The organism is Massilia sp. LXY-6, from assembly GCF_051233485.1.
Classification (GTDB): Bacteria; Pseudomonadota; Gammaproteobacteria; order Burkholderiales; family Burkholderiaceae_D; genus Telluria.
Window position 1 is genome coordinate 126,838 of sequence record NZ_JBKFGF010000023.1, and the last position, 16,654, is coordinate 143,491.

At 68.8% G+C, this 16,654-nt stretch carries 14 protein-coding genes; 10 read left to right on the plus strand and 4 right to left on the minus strand.

What is annotated here, in order from left to right:
- Positions 1–58: 58 nt before the first annotated feature.
- Positions 59–970 (minus strand): LysR substrate-binding domain-containing protein, encoded by a 912-nt coding sequence (locus tag ACI48D_RS12175; protein ID WP_435571480.1) that lies wholly within the window; start codon positions 968–970, stop codon positions 59–61.
- A gap of 22 nt (positions 971–992) precedes the next feature.
- Here ACI48D_RS12175 and ACI48D_RS12180 point away from each other — a divergent pair, with 22 nt between their 5' ends.
- Together ACI48D_RS12180 and ACI48D_RS12185 are read left to right on the plus strand one after the other, a co-directional pair.
- On the plus strand, positions 993–1,673 hold the full coding sequence (locus ACI48D_RS12180) for a DUF4336 domain-containing protein (protein WP_435571481.1): 681 nt from the start codon (positions 993–995) through the stop codon (positions 1,671–1,673).
- Between the two features lie 65 nt (positions 1,674–1,738).
- Positions 1,739–3,568, plus strand: a complete 1,830-nt coding sequence (locus ACI48D_RS12185) for a DUF885 domain-containing protein (protein WP_435571482.1) — start codon at positions 1,739–1,741, stop codon at positions 3,566–3,568.
- Here ACI48D_RS12185 and ACI48D_RS12190 read toward each other — a convergent pair.
- Positions 3,541–4,443 (minus strand): LysR family transcriptional regulator, encoded by a 903-nt coding sequence (locus ACI48D_RS12190; RefSeq protein ID WP_435571483.1) that lies wholly within the window; start codon positions 4,441–4,443, stop codon positions 3,541–3,543. The genes ACI48D_RS12185 and ACI48D_RS12190 overlap by 28 nt on opposite strands.
- A gap of 121 nt (positions 4,444–4,564) precedes the next feature.
- On the opposite strand from ACI48D_RS12190, the gene ACI48D_RS12195 reads away from it, so the two are divergent.
- From ACI48D_RS12195 to ACI48D_RS12205, 3 genes are all read left to right on the plus strand, one after another.
- Complete coding sequence (locus ACI48D_RS12195) at positions 4,565–5,680, plus strand: NADH:flavin oxidoreductase (protein WP_435571484.1); 1,116 nt, start codon at positions 4,565–4,567, stop codon at positions 5,678–5,680.
- Positions 5,681–5,809: 129 nt separating this feature from the next.
- Positions 5,810–6,193, plus strand: a complete 384-nt coding sequence (locus ACI48D_RS12200; protein WP_435571485.1) for an OsmC family protein — start codon at positions 5,810–5,812, stop codon at positions 6,191–6,193.
- Position 6,194: 1 nt separating this feature from the next.
- Positions 6,195–7,124, plus strand: a complete 930-nt coding sequence (locus tag ACI48D_RS12205; protein ID WP_435571486.1) for a pirin family protein — start codon at positions 6,195–6,197, stop codon at positions 7,122–7,124.
- Here ACI48D_RS12205 and ACI48D_RS12210 read toward each other — a convergent pair.
- Positions 7,115–8,983: a putative bifunctional diguanylate cyclase/phosphodiesterase gene (locus ACI48D_RS12210; RefSeq protein ID WP_435571487.1), complete on the minus strand. Its 1,869-nt coding sequence runs from the start codon at positions 8,981–8,983 to the stop codon at positions 7,115–7,117. The two genes, ACI48D_RS12205 and ACI48D_RS12210, sit on opposite strands and share 10 nt — an antisense overlap.
- A gap of 170 nt (positions 8,984–9,153) precedes the next feature.
- On the opposite strand from ACI48D_RS12210, the gene ACI48D_RS12215 reads away from it, so the two are divergent.
- The gene (locus ACI48D_RS12215) at positions 9,154–9,885 is read left to right on the plus strand and encodes an SDR family oxidoreductase (protein WP_435571488.1); all 732 of its coding nucleotides are present in this window, start codon (positions 9,154–9,156) and stop codon (positions 9,883–9,885) included.
- Here the strand turns inward: ACI48D_RS12215 and ACI48D_RS12220 are convergent.
- Positions 9,882–10,598: a glutathione binding-like protein gene (locus ACI48D_RS12220; RefSeq protein WP_435571489.1), complete on the minus strand. Its 717-nt coding sequence runs from the start codon at positions 10,596–10,598 to the stop codon at positions 9,882–9,884. The genes ACI48D_RS12215 and ACI48D_RS12220 overlap by 4 nt on opposite strands.
- 107 nt (positions 10,599–10,705) lie before the next feature.
- Here ACI48D_RS12220 and tssF point away from each other — a divergent pair, with 107 nt between their 5' ends.
- The 4 genes from tssF to ACI48D_RS12240 all read left to right on the plus strand — a co-directional run bounded on the left by tssF (position 10,706) and on the right by ACI48D_RS12240 (position 16,580).
- Entirely contained in the window at positions 10,706–12,595 is a 1,890-nt protein-coding gene (gene tssF, locus ACI48D_RS12225) for a type VI secretion system baseplate subunit TssF (RefSeq protein WP_435571490.1), read from the plus strand.
- Positions 12,559–13,677, plus strand: coding sequence for a type VI secretion system baseplate subunit TssG (gene tssG, locus ACI48D_RS12230; protein ID WP_435571491.1), 1,119 nt, complete (start codon positions 12,559–12,561; stop codon positions 13,675–13,677). The genes tssF and tssG overlap by 37 nt, the downstream gene beginning before the upstream one ends.
- Before the next feature lie 51 nt (positions 13,678–13,728).
- On the plus strand, positions 13,729–16,146 hold the full coding sequence (locus tag ACI48D_RS12235; protein ID WP_435571492.1) for a heavy metal translocating P-type ATPase: 2,418 nt from the start codon (positions 13,729–13,731) through the stop codon (positions 16,144–16,146).
- A gap of 62 nt (positions 16,147–16,208) precedes the next feature.
- Positions 16,209–16,580, plus strand: a complete 372-nt coding sequence (locus tag ACI48D_RS12240) for an H-NS histone family protein (RefSeq protein ID WP_435571493.1) — start codon at positions 16,209–16,211, stop codon at positions 16,578–16,580.
- Positions 16,581–16,654: the final 74 nt, after the last annotated feature.

The following is a 16,654-nucleotide window of genomic DNA, read 5'->3' on the forward strand; positions in this document are numbered from 1 at the left end:
GCGCGATCGCTCAGCCGTGCTGATCCGGCAGCGCGCGCTCCACCGGACAGCCTATTGTCTACATGCGCGCCAGCATCCGCTCCAGCGGCGGCGCCGTGCGCAGGCGTTCGCGCCACCACTTCAGGGCCGCGCCTTCCTCGCCGGTGCGCCAGGCCATGAACAGGGTCTCGTCCGGCTTCGGTTCCTCGACCTCCCTGGCGACCAGGCGCCCGGCCGCGATCGCCGGACGTGCCCAGGCTTCGGGCAGGAAGCCGAAGCCGAGGCCGGCCATCTGGAAATCGTACTTGGTCTGCATGTCGGGCACCGTCAGCGTGTCCTGGCCGAACAGCAGCCCCACGGTGCGCGCCTGCAGCAGGCGTACCGAGTCGGCCACCGACACCGCGCGGTGCTCGCTCAGTTCCGCCTTGCCGAGGCGGTGCCGCACGCTCGCCAGCGGGTGGGAGGGCGCGACCACGAACACGAAGGACATCGTCCCGATCGGCTCCGCGGTGTAGCCGCCGCCCGACGGGCCTTCGCCGGCGGCGCCGGCCAGGAAGTCGACGCGGCGGTCGAGCAGGCTCTCCCAGGAACCGGACAAGGCTTCCTTCACGATGCGCAGGCGGGTCTGGTCCGCCACCCCGTAAAAGGCGCGGATGTCGTCCTGCAGGCCGAGCGCAGACAGCGCCGAGTCGATCCCGATCGTGAATTCGGTCTCCCAGCCAGAGGCGACGCGGCGCACCCGGCTTTCGAGGTCGCCGGCGGCCTTCAGCAGGTAGCGGCCTTCCTTCAGCAATTCCTCGCCGGCCGGGGTGAGCACCACGCGCGGGCCGAAGCGCTCGAACAGCTGCACGCCGAGGTCTTCCTCGAGCTTGGAAACGGTATAGGAAATCGTCGACGGCACCCGGAACAGTTCCTTGGCGGCGGCGGAAAAGCTGCCGCGGCGGGCGATGGTGTCGACGGTGAGGAGGGCGTCCAGGCTGATTCTTAACATATAAGTATTTTACAATAGGGCCATGCTGACACCAGTCGCCCCCAATCTCTGGCATATGGAACGCTGCTTCACGGCCGCCGGCCTGCCGGTCACGTCCCGCATGACGGTCGTCCGTTTCGACGACGGCCGCCTGTGGCTGCACTCGCCGGTGCGCTTCGGCGAGGCCGTGGCGGACCAGTTGCGCAGCCTCGGCACGGTCGCCTGGATCGTCGCCCCGAACCGCGCGCACCACCTGTTCGCCGGGCACGCCCGGCGCATGTTCCCGGAGGCGGCGCTGTACGGCGCGCCCGGGCTGGCCGCCAAGCGCCCGGACCTGGCCGGGCTGGTCGAGCTGCAGGATACCGTCCCGCCGGAGTGGCAGCACGAGCTCGGGCAGGTGTGCATCCGCGGCATGCCCTTCGTGAACGAGGTGGTGTGGTTTCACAAGGCATCCGCCACCCTGATCATGACCGACGTGCTGCAGTGCTGGTGCGGCGCGCTGGATTGGCGGAGCGCCGCGTACGCGCGCCTGACGGGCGTGCGCAGGCGGCTCGACGTCCCGCGCACGGTGCGCCTGGTCACGCGCGACAGGGCGCTGGCGGCGGGCAGCGCGCGGATCATCCTGGAGTGGCCGTTCACGCGCGTGATCACGGCACATAACGCCATCGTCGAGCAGGATGCGCACGCGCTGGTGGAGCGCGCCTTCAGCCGCTTCGGCGCCTAGATGCGCCTGCCCGAGGCGTCGAAGCTGCGGTATCCTTGTCGGAACTTCATTCGCAAAGGAAATGCATGCTCCCGTCCGTCCGGTCCCTGCGCGCCGCCAGCCTGGCTGCCGCGATCCTCGCCGCCAGCGTGCCCGTCACCCAGGCGCACGCCGCGCCCGCGCCCGCGAGCGAACGGGCGCCCGAACACAAGCTCAGTGATCAAGTCAGCCAGATCGCCGCGAAATTCTACGACGCCCGCGCGCGCTTCGATCCGATGCTGTACGCGACCGCCAACGGCGACAGCCGCTACGACGACCAGCTCGGCATGGCGATCGACCCGAAGGTGCGCAAGCGCTACCTGGCCGCGAACCACGCCTTCCTGAAGCAGCTGCAGGCGATCGACCGCACGCGACTGACGGACAAGGCGCGGCTGAACTACGACATCCTGGCCGCCGAGATCGGGGCCCAGCTCGACCTGGAGCGCTTTCCCGAGCACCTGCTGCCGCTGAACCACTTCGACAACATGCCCAGCAACCTGGCCAACTACGCCAGCGGTACCGGTTCGCAGCCGCTGGAGACGCCGGCCCAGTACCGCGCCTACCTGCGCCGGCTCGAACAGCTGCCGGCCTGGATCGACCAGGCGATCGTCGACATGAAAGAGGGCATCCGCACCGGCGTGGTGCAGCCGAAGGCGATCACGGCCAAGATGCTGCCGCAGTTCCGGCAGCTGCGCAGCAGCGATCCGCAGGCCAGCGTGTTCTACTCGCCGGCCACGCGCCTGCCGGCCGGCTTCGCGGACAAGGACAAGCGCGCTCTGGCCAGCGGCTACCGCCAGGCGGCGGTCAAGATCGGCCTGGCCCTGGACCGCTTGTGCGCCTTCCTCGAGAAGGACTACCTGGCGGCCGGCCGCACCACCGCCGGCTATGGCGCGCTGCCGGATGGCGCCGCCTGGTACCAGGCCCGTATCCGGAACAACACCAACCTCGACCTGCCCCCTGGCCAGATCCACGAGCTCGGCCTGAAGGAAGTCGCGCGCATCCAGGCCGAGATGGCGAAGCTGGCGCCGAAGCTCGGCTACGCGGGCCCGCTGAAGGACTTCCCGCAATGGGTGGCCGCGCAGCGGAAATTCAAGCCATTCACCAGCGAACAGCAGGTGCTGGAGCGCTACCGCCAGATCTACGCGCAGGTGGAAAGCAAGCTGCCGCAGTACTTCATCCTGTTGCCAAAGGCCAGGCTCGACATCCAGCTGGAGCCCGAGCTGACCCGCGCCACCGCGTCCGACCATTACACGCCGGTGGCGGCGGATGGTTCGCATCCGGGCGTGTTCTGGGCCGTGGTCAACGATCCGAAGGACTACGACACGGTCGGCATGGCCACGCTGCTGCTGCACGAAGGCGTGCCGGGCCACCACCTGCATGCCGCCCTGCTGAAGGAACTGCCGCTGCCGGACTTCCGCAGGTTCTTCACCGAGCACCCGAGCGCCGCCGCCTACACCGAAGGCTGGGCGCTGTACTGCGAGACGCTGGGCCGCGAGTTCGGCTTCTACGACGATCCGGCCTATTACTACGGCCACCTGAACGACGAACTGCTGCGCGCCGTGCGCCTGGTGGTCGACACCGGCATGCATGCCCAGGGCTGGTCGCGCGAAAAGGCGGTCGCGTATGCGATGGAAAATCTCGGCTACAGCGAGGAGCGGGCCGCCAACCAGATCGAGCGCTACATGGTGTGGCCGGGCCAGGCCCTGGCCTACAAGATCGGCGCGCTGAAGATCCTGGAACTGCGCGAGCGCGCCCGCCAGGCGCTGGGGCCGAAGTTCAGCTATGCGAAGTTCCACGAGGTGGTGCTGGGCGACGGCACGCTGCCGCTGCCCATCCTGGAGGCCCAGGTTCAGCGCTGGATCGACGGCGCGGAGTAAAGCCGCGCGAGTTCCTGCTCCAGCGCGTCGAGGAAGACCTTGACCCGGGTGGGCACGTAGCGGCGGGTCGGCATGAGTGCCCATACCGACAGGTCTTCCATCGTGGCGTCCTCCAGCGACACACGGACCAGGCTGCCCTCGCCGAGCTGCTGATGCACGTCCCAGTAGGTGAGCATCGCCAGGCCGAGCCCCTGCATGGCGGCCGTTCGCGCAGCATCCACGTTGCTGGTCGTGACGCGCGCATTCACGCGCCTGCGCTGCAGCTCGCCCTGGGCCACCACCGGCCAGCGCGGCACGGCGTGCAGGACGATGCATTGATGGTCGTCCAGGTCCGCCATCCGGGACGGCACGCCCTGGCGCTGCAGGTAGCGCGGCGATGCACAGATGACACGCGGATTGCCGACGATGCGCCTTGCCACGAGTTCCGAATCTTCCAGCGTCGCCACGCGCAAGGCCAGGTCCAGGCCCTGGCCCACGATGTCGATCACGCGGTCGGACAGGTCGAGGTCGATCCGCAGCCCGGGATGCTGGTCCAGCAGCGATGCCAGCACGGGCAGGACGATGGTCTGGCCGAGTACGCTCGGGGCGGTCAGCTTGAGCACACCCGACGCGGCCGCCGACGTCGGGCTCAGCGCACCGCGCGCGCTTTCTTCGGCCTCGGACATCGTGTTCGCATACGGCAGGAAGGCTTCGCCCTCGGCGGTCAGCGAGATCGAGCGGGTGGTCCGGTGCAGCAGCCGGACGCCAAGCTCGTCTTCGAGCACGGCAAGGCGGCGCGAGACCTGCATCGGGCCGATGTCGAGTTGTCGCCCCGCGGCCGACAAGCTGCCGGCACTCACGACGGCGAGAAAAATCCTGACATCCGATACTTGCATCGTAACCTTTTTCGATAAGGCGTCTTCACCTGCCCTGGGCTTTCCACCGATCGCTCCTGTTCCTATTATAGGGGCCGTCGTGCTGCCAATGCAGCGAACCCTTTTCGAAAGCGAACAGAACATGAACAATCATCCGACCCAGATTCTATCGAAACACGTTATGAAAGCTGTGGTGTTAAGGAACAGGCTGGCCGTGGCGCCGATGACCAGGGTCACCGCGACCGAGCTCGGCGTTCCGACCCAGGCCATGCACGACTACTACGCCAGGTTCGCCAAGGGCGGTTTCGGCCTGGTGATCACCGAAGGGCTGTACACCGACAAAGCCTTCTCGCAAGGCTATCGGAACCAGCCCGGCATTGCAGACAACGCGCAGGCGGAGGGCTGGAAGGCGATCACGCGCGACATCCAGCAACAGGGTGCGCTGATGTTCGCGCAGCTGATGCACGCGGGCGGCATCAGCCAGGGCAACCGGTTCCGCAGCCACGCCATCGCGCCCTCCGCAGTGCAGCCTGCCGGCGAACAGATGGCGTTCTACTATGGCGAAGGACGCTACCCGGTGCCGGCCGAGATCAGCGAACAGGAGATCGCGGACGTCATCGACGGGTTCGTCCAGTCGGCGATCCGCGCGGTGCGTGTTTCCGGTTTCGACGGGATCGAGATCCATGGCGCGAACGGCTACCTGCTCGACCAGTTCCTGACCGCGCACACCAACCTGCGCACGGACCGCTGGGGTGGCGGCGTACAGGGCCGGGTGCGCCTGCTGGAAGAAGTCGTGAAGGCGGTGAAGGCCGCGGTCGGCGCTGAAGTGCCGGTGGGCATCCGCATCTCGCAGGGCAAGGTCAACGATTTCACGGCCAAGTGGCCAGGCCGCGATGCCGATGCGGAAGTCATCTTCGGCACGCTCGCCCGCGCCGGCGCCGATTTCATCCATGTGACCGAATTCGAGGCGTGGAAGCCGGCGTTCGAGGGCGGCAGCGACAGCCTGATTGCCCTGGCGCGCCGCTATGCCCCCGATGTGACGATCGTCGCCAACGGCTCGCTGCACAGCATCGAGCGTGCGCAACAGGCGCTGGAGCTGGGCGCCGACATCGTTGCGCTGGGCCGGGGCGCGCTGGCGAATCCGGACATGCCCAAGGTCTTCGAGAAACGGCATGCGCCGCGCAGCTTCGACGGTGCCATCCTGGGGCCGATCGCCAACATCAAGGAGTCCGAACTGGCCTTCGACGCCGACGCCTGACGACAGCCGGCCCATCGAAAAATTCGATCATGGACAGTGAAATAACTCGTTTTGCTTCCGCCGGCCGGGCGCCCATAATGGCTTCCATCGACACATCACGTACAATCGTTCGAGAACCAGGGAGCCATCATGGAAGTGACGACGCACCGCGGCCGGGGGCCGCTGCAGCAGGTGATCGAAATCGGGCCGCACCGGCTCCTGACGGACGTCGCGCCCGAGCTGGGCGGCGAGGGCAGCGGCCCTGAACCGCACGACCTGCTGGCGGCGGCGCTGGCGGCCTGCACCACGCTGACCGTCACCCTGTATGCCAAGCGCAAGGCTTACCGGCTGGACGAAGTGCAGGTGCGCATACGCCATGGCCAGGAAGGGGCGGCCTACGCCCTGCACCGCAGCATCCGCTACGTCGGACAGCTTACCGAAGAAGAAAAGCAGCGCCTGACCGACATCGCCAACAAGTGCCCGGTCCACAAGACCCTGTCCGGGAACATCGAGATCACCACGGAGGCTGAATAACATGGAACACGACAAGCACGATGAAGAAAGCATGCTGGAAACCATCGTGGTGCCGCGCACCCACGACCTCGGCGGCGGCTTCGAAGTGCGGCGCGCGCTGCCGCACCGCGACCGCCGCATGGTCGGTCCCTTCGTCTTCCTCGACCAGATGGGGCCGCACGTGTTCAACGCGGGCCAGGGCCTCGACGTGCGGCCGCATCCGCACATCGGCCTGTCCACCGTAACTTACCTGCTGGAGGGCGAGATCTCGCACCGCGACAGCCTCGGCACGGTGCAGGACATCCGCCCCGGCGCGGTCAACTGGATGACGGCCGGGAAGGGCATCGTCCACTCCGAGCGCACCGGTCCGCAGGCGCGCGCCGCAGGCTCCACGCTGTACGGCCTGCAGTGCTGGGTGGCGCTGCCCAAGGCCAAGGAAGAGAAGGACCCGAGCTTTTCGCACATCGGCGCCGGCGAGCTCCCGATCGTCGACGGCGACGGCGCCAGCGCCCGCATCATCGCCGGCGAATACTTCGGCAAGCGCGCTCCGGTGCCGGTCGAATCGCCGCTGTTCTACGTCGACCTGGCGCTTGCCCCCGGCGCGCGGATCGGCATGCCGGCCGAGTACGGCGAGCAGGCGATCTATGTGGTGCAGGGCACGCTCGACCTCGGCCGCGACGGCAGCTTCGGTGCCGGCCAGCTGCTGGTGCTGAAGCCGGGCGCGGCCGTGACGCTTGCGGCCGGCAATGGCGGCGGCGCGCGCGTGATGCTGCTGGGCGGCGAGCCGATGGACGGTCCGCGTTATCTCACCTGGAATTTCGTCTCCAGCTCATCCGACCGCATCGAGCAGGCCAAGGAAGACTGGCGTGCGATGCGCTTCCCGCAGGTGCCGGGAGAGACCGAGTTCATCCCGCTGCCGGATACCCTCGGCCGCCCCGTGCGTTATCCCTGAGAGCGCCGGAGGTAGCCGGCGCACTCGTCGGCGCTCAGCGGCTTGCTGTAATAAAAGCCCTGGATCTGGTCGCAGCCCGCCGCGCGCAGTCCGTCGAGCTGCTCCTGCAATTCGACACCCTCGGCGATCACTTCCAGGCGCAGGCTGTGCGCCATGGCGATGATGGCCTTCACCATCGCCATCGAATCCTCGCTCTGGTGCATGTCCTGCACGAAGGAGCGGTCGATCTTGATCTTGTCGACCGGCAGCTGCTTCAGGTAGCTCAGGCTGGAATAGCCGGTGCCGAAGTCGTCGATGCTGAGGGTGACCCCGAGCTCGCGCAGGCTGCCCATCAGGCCGGCGCTGCGCTCGGGGCACTGGACCGCCATGCTCTCGGTGAGTTCGAGTTCGAGGTCGCCCGGCGCCAGGCCGGCATCGTGGACCACGGTGTCGACGCAGCCGACGATGTCGGTGCGATGGAACTGGTGCGCCGACAGGTTGACCGCCACCGGCACGGTCTCGATGCCGGCGGCGCGCCAGCTGCGGCACTGGTCGACGGCGCTCTTCAGCACCCATTCGCCGATTTCGACGATCAGCCCGGCCTCTTCGGCCACCGGAATGAATTCGACCGGCGAGATCAGGCCGTACTTCGGATGGCGCCAGCGCAGCAGCACTTCGAGTCCGGCCACGGAGCCGTCCTTCAGCGCGATCTTTGGCTGGTACATCAGGAACAGTTCCTTGTGGTCGAGCGCGGCCCGCAGCTGGCTTTCCAGCGCCAGCTTGCGGTTGAAGGCCTGCTTCAGCTCTTCGGAGAAATGCTGGATCTGGCCGCCGCCCATCCGCTTGGCGCGCCGCGTCGCCAGGGTCGCGTTGTTCAGCAGGACCTCGGCATTGTCGCCGTCGTGCGGAAAGATCGCATAGCCGATGCTGCAGGTGAGGGGGATGGCGCCGCCGGCCGGGGTCCTGAACTCGCGGTGCACCGCCTGCGTCAGCTGGCGCAGGCGGTCGCGCGCCACGCTGTCGTCGCCCAGGCCAGGCAGCAGCACCACGAATTCGTCGTTGCCGACCCGCGCCAGCAGGTCGCCCGGACGCAGCACGCCCTGCAGGCTCCAGGTGATCGAGACCAGGGCCTGGTCGCCGGCGTGGTGGCCGAGCGCTTCGTTCAGGCGCTTGAACTTGTCGAGGTTGATCGAGGCCACCAGGGTCTGCATGCCCTGCCTGCGCCATTCGCCGATGCCCTTGCCGATGATGCGTGCCAGCGCCTGGCGGTTCGACAACCCGGTCAGCTGGTCGTGGTTGAGGAGGAACTCGACCTGGCCGGCGGCCGCGCTCAGCTCGGGGTTGGCGGCATCCTGCAGCACATGCGAGTACAGCGCCTGGGCCGCGGTGGCCAGCTGGCGATGGTGGATCAGCTGTTCGACCATGCGTGCCAGGTCGCGCAGGATGTCCAGTTCGTCGGAACTCAGTTGGCGCGGCACCCGGTCGAGCACGCACAGGGTGCCGATCGGCATGCGGTCCACCGAATACAGCGGCACGCCGGCATAGAAGCGCACATGCGGTTCGCCGGTCACCAGCGGGTTGTCGCGAAAGCGCGGGTCGATGGTGGCGTCGCCGACCACCAGCGGCTCGTGGTCGAGGATGGCGTGGCCGCAGAACGAGATGTCGCGTGCGGTTTCATGCGGCTCGAACCCGCAGCGCGACTTGAACCATTGGACATCCTTGTCGACCAACGAGACCAGCGCGGTAGGTGCGTTCAGCAGGCGCGCGGCCATGCGCGTGATGCGGTCGAAAGCTTCTTCGGGCGCGCTGCCAAGCAGGCGGGTGGCGTGCAGCGCGGTCAGGCGCCGCGCTTCGTCGACGGGAATATCTGGAATCTGCATTGGTCCTCTCGTGTTTGGAACTGGTCGGCGAGAACCCATTCTGCCATGGCATGCCGTACTGGAGCACGCGACTGCCGGGGCGGCGAAGTTCCCTTTATCGGACGTCCCTTATTGCGTTACCATGCGTGACGGGTGCCCCGCACGGCGGCGGGCGGGAGAAGGAGACGGACATGAAAGCGATCGTAACCGGCCATACCAAGGGCCTCGGCGCCGCCCTGGCGCGCAACCTGCTGGCGCGCGGCGTGCCGGTGCTGGGCCTGGCCCGCACCCGCTCCGACGAACTGGCGCAAACCTGGCCCGAGTTGTTCGAGGAGGTCGAACTGGACCTGGCCGACGGCCCGGCGCTGATCGACTGGCTGGACGGCGACGGGCTGACCGATTACCTGGACGGCACCGGCGCCGTGCTGCTGCTCAACAACGCGGGGATGGTGAGCCCGGTCGGACCGCTCGAAGAGCAGGACCCGCGCGCAGTGCTGCGCGCCGTGACCCTGAACGTGGCCGCCCCGATGGCGCTGGCGGCGGCCGTGGTGCGCGCCAGCGACGGCGGGCAGAAGCGCATCATGCACATCTCCAGCGGAGCCGGCCGGCATGCCTATCCAGGCTGGAGCGTGTACTGCGCCACCAAGGCGGCGCTCGACCAGCATGCGCGCGCGGTGGTGCTGGACGGCGGCCAGGACGTGCAGATCTGCAGCCTGGCTCCGGGCGTGATCGACACCGGCATGCAGGCCGAAATCCGCGCCACGCCGGAAGAGCGCTTCCCGATGCGCCAGCGCTTCGTCGACCTCAAGGAAACCGGCACCCTGATCGACCCCGACGAATGCGCCGAGCAGCTGATCGACTACCTGCTCGGCAAGTCCTTCGGCGACGAGGTCGTGGCCGACCTGCGCACGCTGGGGGCCTAAGGCGCGGGTGGAATCTGCAGGCCGCGGGCCACGGCCGGCCGCGCCACGAAAGCCTGCAGTACGCGCGCCACGTTCCTGAAGTCGCCGAACCCCACCAGCTCGCCCGCCCCATAGAAGCCGATCAGGTTGTTCACCCACGGGAAGGTCGCGATGTCGGCGATCGTGTATTCCTCGCCCATGATCCAGGCGCGGCCTTCGAGCTGCTTGTCCAGCACGGCGAGCAGGCGCTTCGATTCGGCCACATAGCGGTCGCGCGGGCGCTTGTCCTCATAGTCCTTGCCGGCGAACTTGTGGAAGAAGCCGAGCTGGCCGAACATCGGGCCGATACCGCCCATCTGGAACATCAGCCACTGGATCGTCTGGTAGCGCAAGGCCGGGTCGGCCGGGAGCAGCTTGCCGGTCTTCTCGGCCAGGTAGATCAGGATCGCCCCCGATTCCCACAGCGGCAGCGGCCGGCCGCCGGGACCGTCGGGGTCGAGGATGGCCGGGATCTTGTTGTTCGGGTTCAGCGACACGAACTCGGGCGACAGCTGCTCGTTCTGGTCGAAGGCGACCCGGTGCACCTCGTAGGGCAGGCCGATCTCTTCCAGCATGATCGCGGGCTTCACGCCGTTCGGGGTGGGCAGCGAATACAGCTGCAGGCGCTCCGGGTGCCGGGCGGGCCACTTGCGGGTGATGGGAAATTGGCTCAAATCCTTGCTCTGGTCGGTCATGGACGTCTCCCTCGGGGTGAATGGTCGGTGTTGATTGTACTCAAGATAGGTTTGCGGCGCGGGTGGGAGCATAGGTCTTGGTCCCAAGCAATCATCGGCGGAAAATCATGGATGAACTCCTGCGCTACTACGAGGAAGAATTGGGCCTGTTCGGTCAGTTCGCGCGCGAATTCCGCGCCCGCTACCCGAAGCCGGCCAGCGAGCTGCACCTAGCGGGCGAGACCTACGACGACCCGGGCGTGGCGCGCCTGATCCAGTCGGTGGCCCTGATGAGCGCCCGGATCCGCAAGCGCCTCGACGACGATTATCCGAAATTCACCGAATCGCTGCTCGAAAGCCTGTACCCGCATTACCTGCGGCCGATGCCCTCGCACACCATCGTGCAGGTGGGCGGCCGCGGCGATGCCGAACTGCCGGACGCGCCGCTGCTGCTGCCGAGGGGGACGATGCTGCGCACCAGCGCCCGGGATGACAGGGTGTGCCTGTTCCGCACCGTCTACGACGTGCTGCTGGCGCCGCTGCGGGTGGCCCATCTGGGCTTTTCTCCGCTGGCGCAGGCGCCCCGCTCGCTGCGCCTGCCGCGTGGCGCCGGAAGCAGCATCGGCATCACCATCGACACCCCGGGGCCGCGTCCGCTGGCCGAGATCCTGCCGGCGCGCCTGCGCCTGTTCGCCGACGGCGAAGCGTCCACCCGCGCGGCCCTGCTCGACGCGCTGTTCCTGCGCGGCGCCTGCGCCTTCGTCCAGGTCGTCGGCGAGTCCGCCTGGCTGCCGTTGCCGGCGGTGCCGCTGGCGCCCGGCGGGTTTGCCGAGGACGATGCGATGATCCCGTTCCCGGCGCGCTCGCATCCGGCGCTGCGCCTGCTGAGCGAGTACTTCTGCTATCCCGAGAAATTCAACTTCATCGATCTCGACACCGCCGCGCTGAGCGCCTTGCTGCCGCCGCGCTGCAGCGCCTTCACCCTGCACGTGGTCCTGAACGGCGTGGCCGCCGACTCCGATCCGGCGCGCCTGCTGGCCGAGGTCGGCGCCGGCAACCTGCTGCCGGCCTGCACACCGGTGATCAACCTGTTCCCGAAGGCGGGCGCGCCGCTGCAGCTCACGTATACCAGCGCCGACTACCCGCTGCTGGCCGACGGCTTCCATGCCGCCGACTACGAGATCCACAGCGTCGACGCGGTGCGCCTGGTGCGCGAGGGCCCGTGCGCAGGCACGGGCGGCGGCGGTCCGGGCGGCGTGACGCAGTTCGCCCCGCTGTATGCCGCCAACGGCGCCGACGCCGATGCCGACGCCGGGGTCCGGCACGATCCCGGCAAGCACTACTGGATCACCCGGCGCGACCACGCGGTGGCGGCGCTCAGCCCCGGCCACGAGATGCGCATCGCCCTGATCGACGCCGATTTCCGCACCGCCGGCGCCCCGGGGTACCGGACCACGCTGTCGACCATGCTGACCTGCACCAACCGCGACTTGCCGGCCCAGCTGCGCTACGGCGACCCGCAGGGCGACCTGCGCACCGACGAACTGGCGGCGGTGGCGCCGATCCGCATGCTGCGCAAGCCCAGCCCGAGCTACCGCTTCGGCACCGCCAAGGGCGCGCACTGGCGCCTGATCTCGCATCTGTCGCTGAACCACGCCAGCCTGACCATGGCCGGCCTGGACGACTTCCGCAAGATGCTGGCCCTGTACGACTTGCCGCGCTCGCCGGCGGCGCGGCGCCTGATTGCCGGCATCCAAGGCCTCGAGCACGGCGCGGTGCGCGCCTGGGTCAGGAACGCGCCGGTGTCGACCCTGATGCCGGGCATCGGCATCCGCCTGATCGTCGACGAGGATGCCTTCGCCGGCAGCAGCCTGTTCGTGTTCGCCCAGGTGCTCGACCATTACTTCGCTCTGAACGGGCAACTGAACTGCTTTACCCGGCTGCAGGTCGTGTCGCGCCGGACCGGCCAGGAAATCCTTGCATGCGAACCCCGCCACAGCAGCCAGCCGCTGGGCTGATCGCGCGCCTGCTGGCCGAGCCGCAGCGCTTCGAGTTCTTCCAGGCGGTGCGGCTGCTGGTATTGTGGCTGGGCGAGCACGGGGTGCCGCCGCGTCGGGCGCTGGAACGCCACCTGCGCTTCCGTAACAGCCTGGCGCTCGGCTTCCCCGCCGGCCAGGTCGAGGCGCTCGTGCCTCAACGGGTAGAGGACGAGCCGCCGCAATTCCACCTGACCCCGACCTTCATGGGCCTGCTGGGCGCGCATGGCGCGCTGCCGAGCCACTTCACCGAGCGCATCGCGGCGTGGGAGTCGAGCCAGCCGGATGCCGAGCTGGCGCAAGCGCCGCGCGCCTTCCTCGACATCTTCACGACCCGCATGCTGGCCCTGTTCTACGGCGCCTGGCGCAAATACCGGGTCGAGGATTCCGTGAGCGGGCCTGACGGCGGCGACGGCTTCCTGCCGCTGCTGCTGGCGCTGGCCGGCTTTCCCCCCGGCGTGCCGCACGAGGGAGTGCTCGACGCCGCGCTGGCGCGCTATGCCGGCGTGCTGCGCCAGCGCCCGGCCTCCGCCGTGGTGCTGGCCAGGGTGCTGGCGCAGCATTTCGGGGTGCCGGTCGCGCTGCAGGAAGGGATCGGCCACTGGGACCCGCTGGCGCCCGCCGAGCAGAGCATGCTCGGCGGCCAGGCCGGGAAGGGCGGCTGGCCGGGCGCCGTGCTCGGCCAGGCGGCGGTGCTGGGCGAGCGCTGCTGGCGCCCGGACCTGCGCGTGCGCGTGCGCGTCGGCCCCTTGCGCCGGGCGCAGTTCGAGCGCTTCCTGCCGCAGGCGCCCGGGGCGCGGGCCCTGCGCACCATGCTCGGCCTGTTCGCCGCCCCGACCCTCAGCTACGAGGTGGTGCTGGTGCTGGCACGCAGCGAACTGCGGCCGGTGCGCCTGGCCGGCGGGCCGCAGCGCCTGGGCCGCGACAGCTTCCTGATCACGGCGAAGGCAGCGCACGACCGGGCCGACATGGTGTACGAGATGCGACCGATGCTGCCGCTGCCGCCCACCCCATCCGCCTTCGCGCCGGATGATTTTCGCGGGGATCCCGCCGACGGGGCTTGACCTTCCCATCGTGGGAAGGATTATCCTGTCATCATGCTGACAGGAGAAACCATGGAGTCCACGATCGACACGGCGCCCGCCGAGCTGCAGCTGGCGGTGCGCGGCATGACATGCGCGTCCTGCGTGGCGCGCGTCGAAAAGGCATTGAAGAAGGTTCCCGGCGTGCTTGATGCCAGCGTCAACCTGGCCACCGAGCAGGCCACCGTGCAGGGCGCGGCATTGGACGCGGACGCCATCGTCGCCGCGGTGGCGCAGGCCGGCTACGAGGCGGCGCCGGTGCAGCGGGGCGCGCCGCGCGTCGAGGAAGAAGCGTCCGGCCTGCCGTCCTGGTGGCCGGTGGCGGCGGCCGCCATCCTCAGCCTGCCGCTGGTGCTGCCGATGGTATTCCATGGCTGGATGCTGCCGGGCTGGCTGCAACTGCTGCTGGCGACCCCGGTGCAGTTCTGGCTGGGCGCGCGTTTCTACCGCGCCGGCTGGAAGGCGCTGCGCGCGGGCGCCGGCAACATGGACCTGCTGGTGGCGATCGGCACCTCGGCGGCGTATGCCCTCTCGGTCTATGAACTGCTGCGCGGCCCGGCCGGCCACGGCATGCCGCAGCTGTACTTCGAATCCTCGGCGGTGGTGATCACCCTGGTGCTGCTCGGGAAGTGGCTGGAAGGCCGGGCCAAGCACCAGACCGTGGAAGCGATCCGCGCCCTCGAATCGCTGCGCCCGACCTCGGCCCTGGTGCGGCGTGGCGGGCAGGATGTCGAGCTGCCGCTGGCCGAGCTGCGGACCGGCGACCTGATGGTGCTGCGTCCCGGCGAGCGCGTGCCGGCCGACGGCCGCGTGATCGAGGGCAGCAGCCACCTGGACGAATCCCTGCTCACCGGCGAGAGCCTGCCGGTGGCGCGGCGCGTCGGCGAAGCGGTGCTGGGCGGCGCGGTCAACGGCGAAGGCCTGCTGCTGGTCGAGGCGACCCGGGTCGGCGCGGACAGCATGCTGGCCCGGATCATCCGCATGGTCGAGGATGCGCAGGCGGTCAAGGCGCCGATCCAGCGCCTGGTCGACCGCGTGAGCAGCGTGTTCGTGCCGGCGGTGCTGCTGATCTCCCTCGTCACCCTGCTCGGCTGGGGCTTGGCGACCGGCGACTGGCAGCAGGCCCTGCTGAATGCGGTGGCGGTGCAGGTGATCGCCTGCCCGTGCGCGCTGGGGCTGGCGACGCCGACCGGGATCATGGTCGGCACCGGCGTCGCGGCGCGCCACGGCATCCTGATCAAGGACGCGCAGGCGCTGGAGACGGCGCACGCGGTGCGCACCGTGGTGTTCGACAAGACCGGCACGCTGACCGAAGGCAAGCCGCGGGTGGTCGCGGTCGAAGGTGGCGATGCCCTGTTGCCGCTGGCCTGGGCCGCGCAGCAGTACAGCGAGCATCCGCTGGCAAAGGCCGTGGCGCAGGCGGCCCGCGAACGCGGCCTCGCGCTGCCGGCCGCCGATGAGGCCTCCGCCTTGCCCGGCCGCGGCGTGCGGGCGCGGGTCGGCGCGGCCACTGTCCATCTCGGCAACCGGCGCCTGATGCAGGAGATCGGCGCGCCGGTCGAGCGCTGGGAAGAGGCGGCGCGCCGGCACGAGGGCGACGGCCGCACGGTGTCGTGGCTGGCCGTGGACGAGGGCGGCGCACTGCGCGTGGAGGGCCTGCTGGCCTTCGGTGACCGCCTCAAGCCGACCAGCGTGGCGGCGGTCGCGCGCCTGAAGGCGATGGGCGTGGACGTCGTCATGCTGACCGGCGACAACCAGGGGGCGGCCGCGCTGGCGGCAGGCGAACTGGGGCTGACCCGCTACGTGGCCGAGGTCCTGCCGGCGGATAAAGCCCAGGCCGTCCGCGACCTGATGGCGAAGGGCAGCGGCAAGGTGGCGATGGTCGGCGACGGCATCAACGACGCCCCGGCCCTGGCCGCCGCCGACGTCGGGTTCGCCCTGGCCGGCGGCACCGACGTGGCGATGCACACGGCCGGCGTCACGCTGATGCGCGGCGACCCGCTGCTGGTGGCCGACGCCATCGCGATCTCACACCGTACCTACCGCAAGATCCGCCAGAACCTGGGCTGGGCCTTCGTCTACAACGTGGTCGGGATCCCGGTCGCGGCGCTGGGCCTGCTCAATCCCGTGCTGGCCGGGGCGGCGATGGCGCTGAGTTCCGTCAGCGTGGTCACGAATGCCCTGCTGCTGCGGCGCTGGGCGCCAACGTTCACCCCAACCTCAACTTCAACCCAAGGAGAAACGACGATGTATGAATTGACAGTGGAAGACATGACTTGCAAACACTGCGTGGGCCGCGTGACCAAGACCGTGCAGGAGATCGACCCGGCGGCGAAGGTCGACATCGACCTGCCGGCCAAGAAAGTGAAGATCGACAGCCAAGCGAATCTCGACAAGATCGTGCAGGCGATCGATGCGGCGGGCTATCCGGTCAGTGCGCGCTCGGCCTGAGCGATTTCGTGTAAGATTGCCAAGAGTATTGTTTTGGCAATCACCACATGAAAGGCGCGCACATGGCAAAGACCGACCTGTCGAACTACAACCTGGCCGAGCTGAAGGGCCTGCAATTCGATATCGAAAAAGAGATCAAGGCCCGCCAGCACGACGAGGTCAGGAAGGCGCGCGAACGGATCCTGGCGATTGCCCAGGGCGTGGGCGTGCCGGTCGCGGACCTGATCGCCAAGGCTGGCGGCGCGAAGAAGGGCGCTGCGAAGACGCGCGGCGCGGAGAAGGGCGGCGCCAAAAAAGCCGACGGGCAGCCGGGCGAAGCGCGTTACCGGAATCCGGCCGACGCGTCGCAGACCTGGGCCGGGCGTGGGCGCCAGCCGAAGTGGGTCGCCGAGGCGCTGGCCGGCGGCAAGTCGTTGGACGAGTTCAGGATCTGAAATTGTCCGGTAGCGCCTGTCGCCGATGACGGGCGTCGCGTATCATTCGGTCTTCAATAACGGATACGCATTCT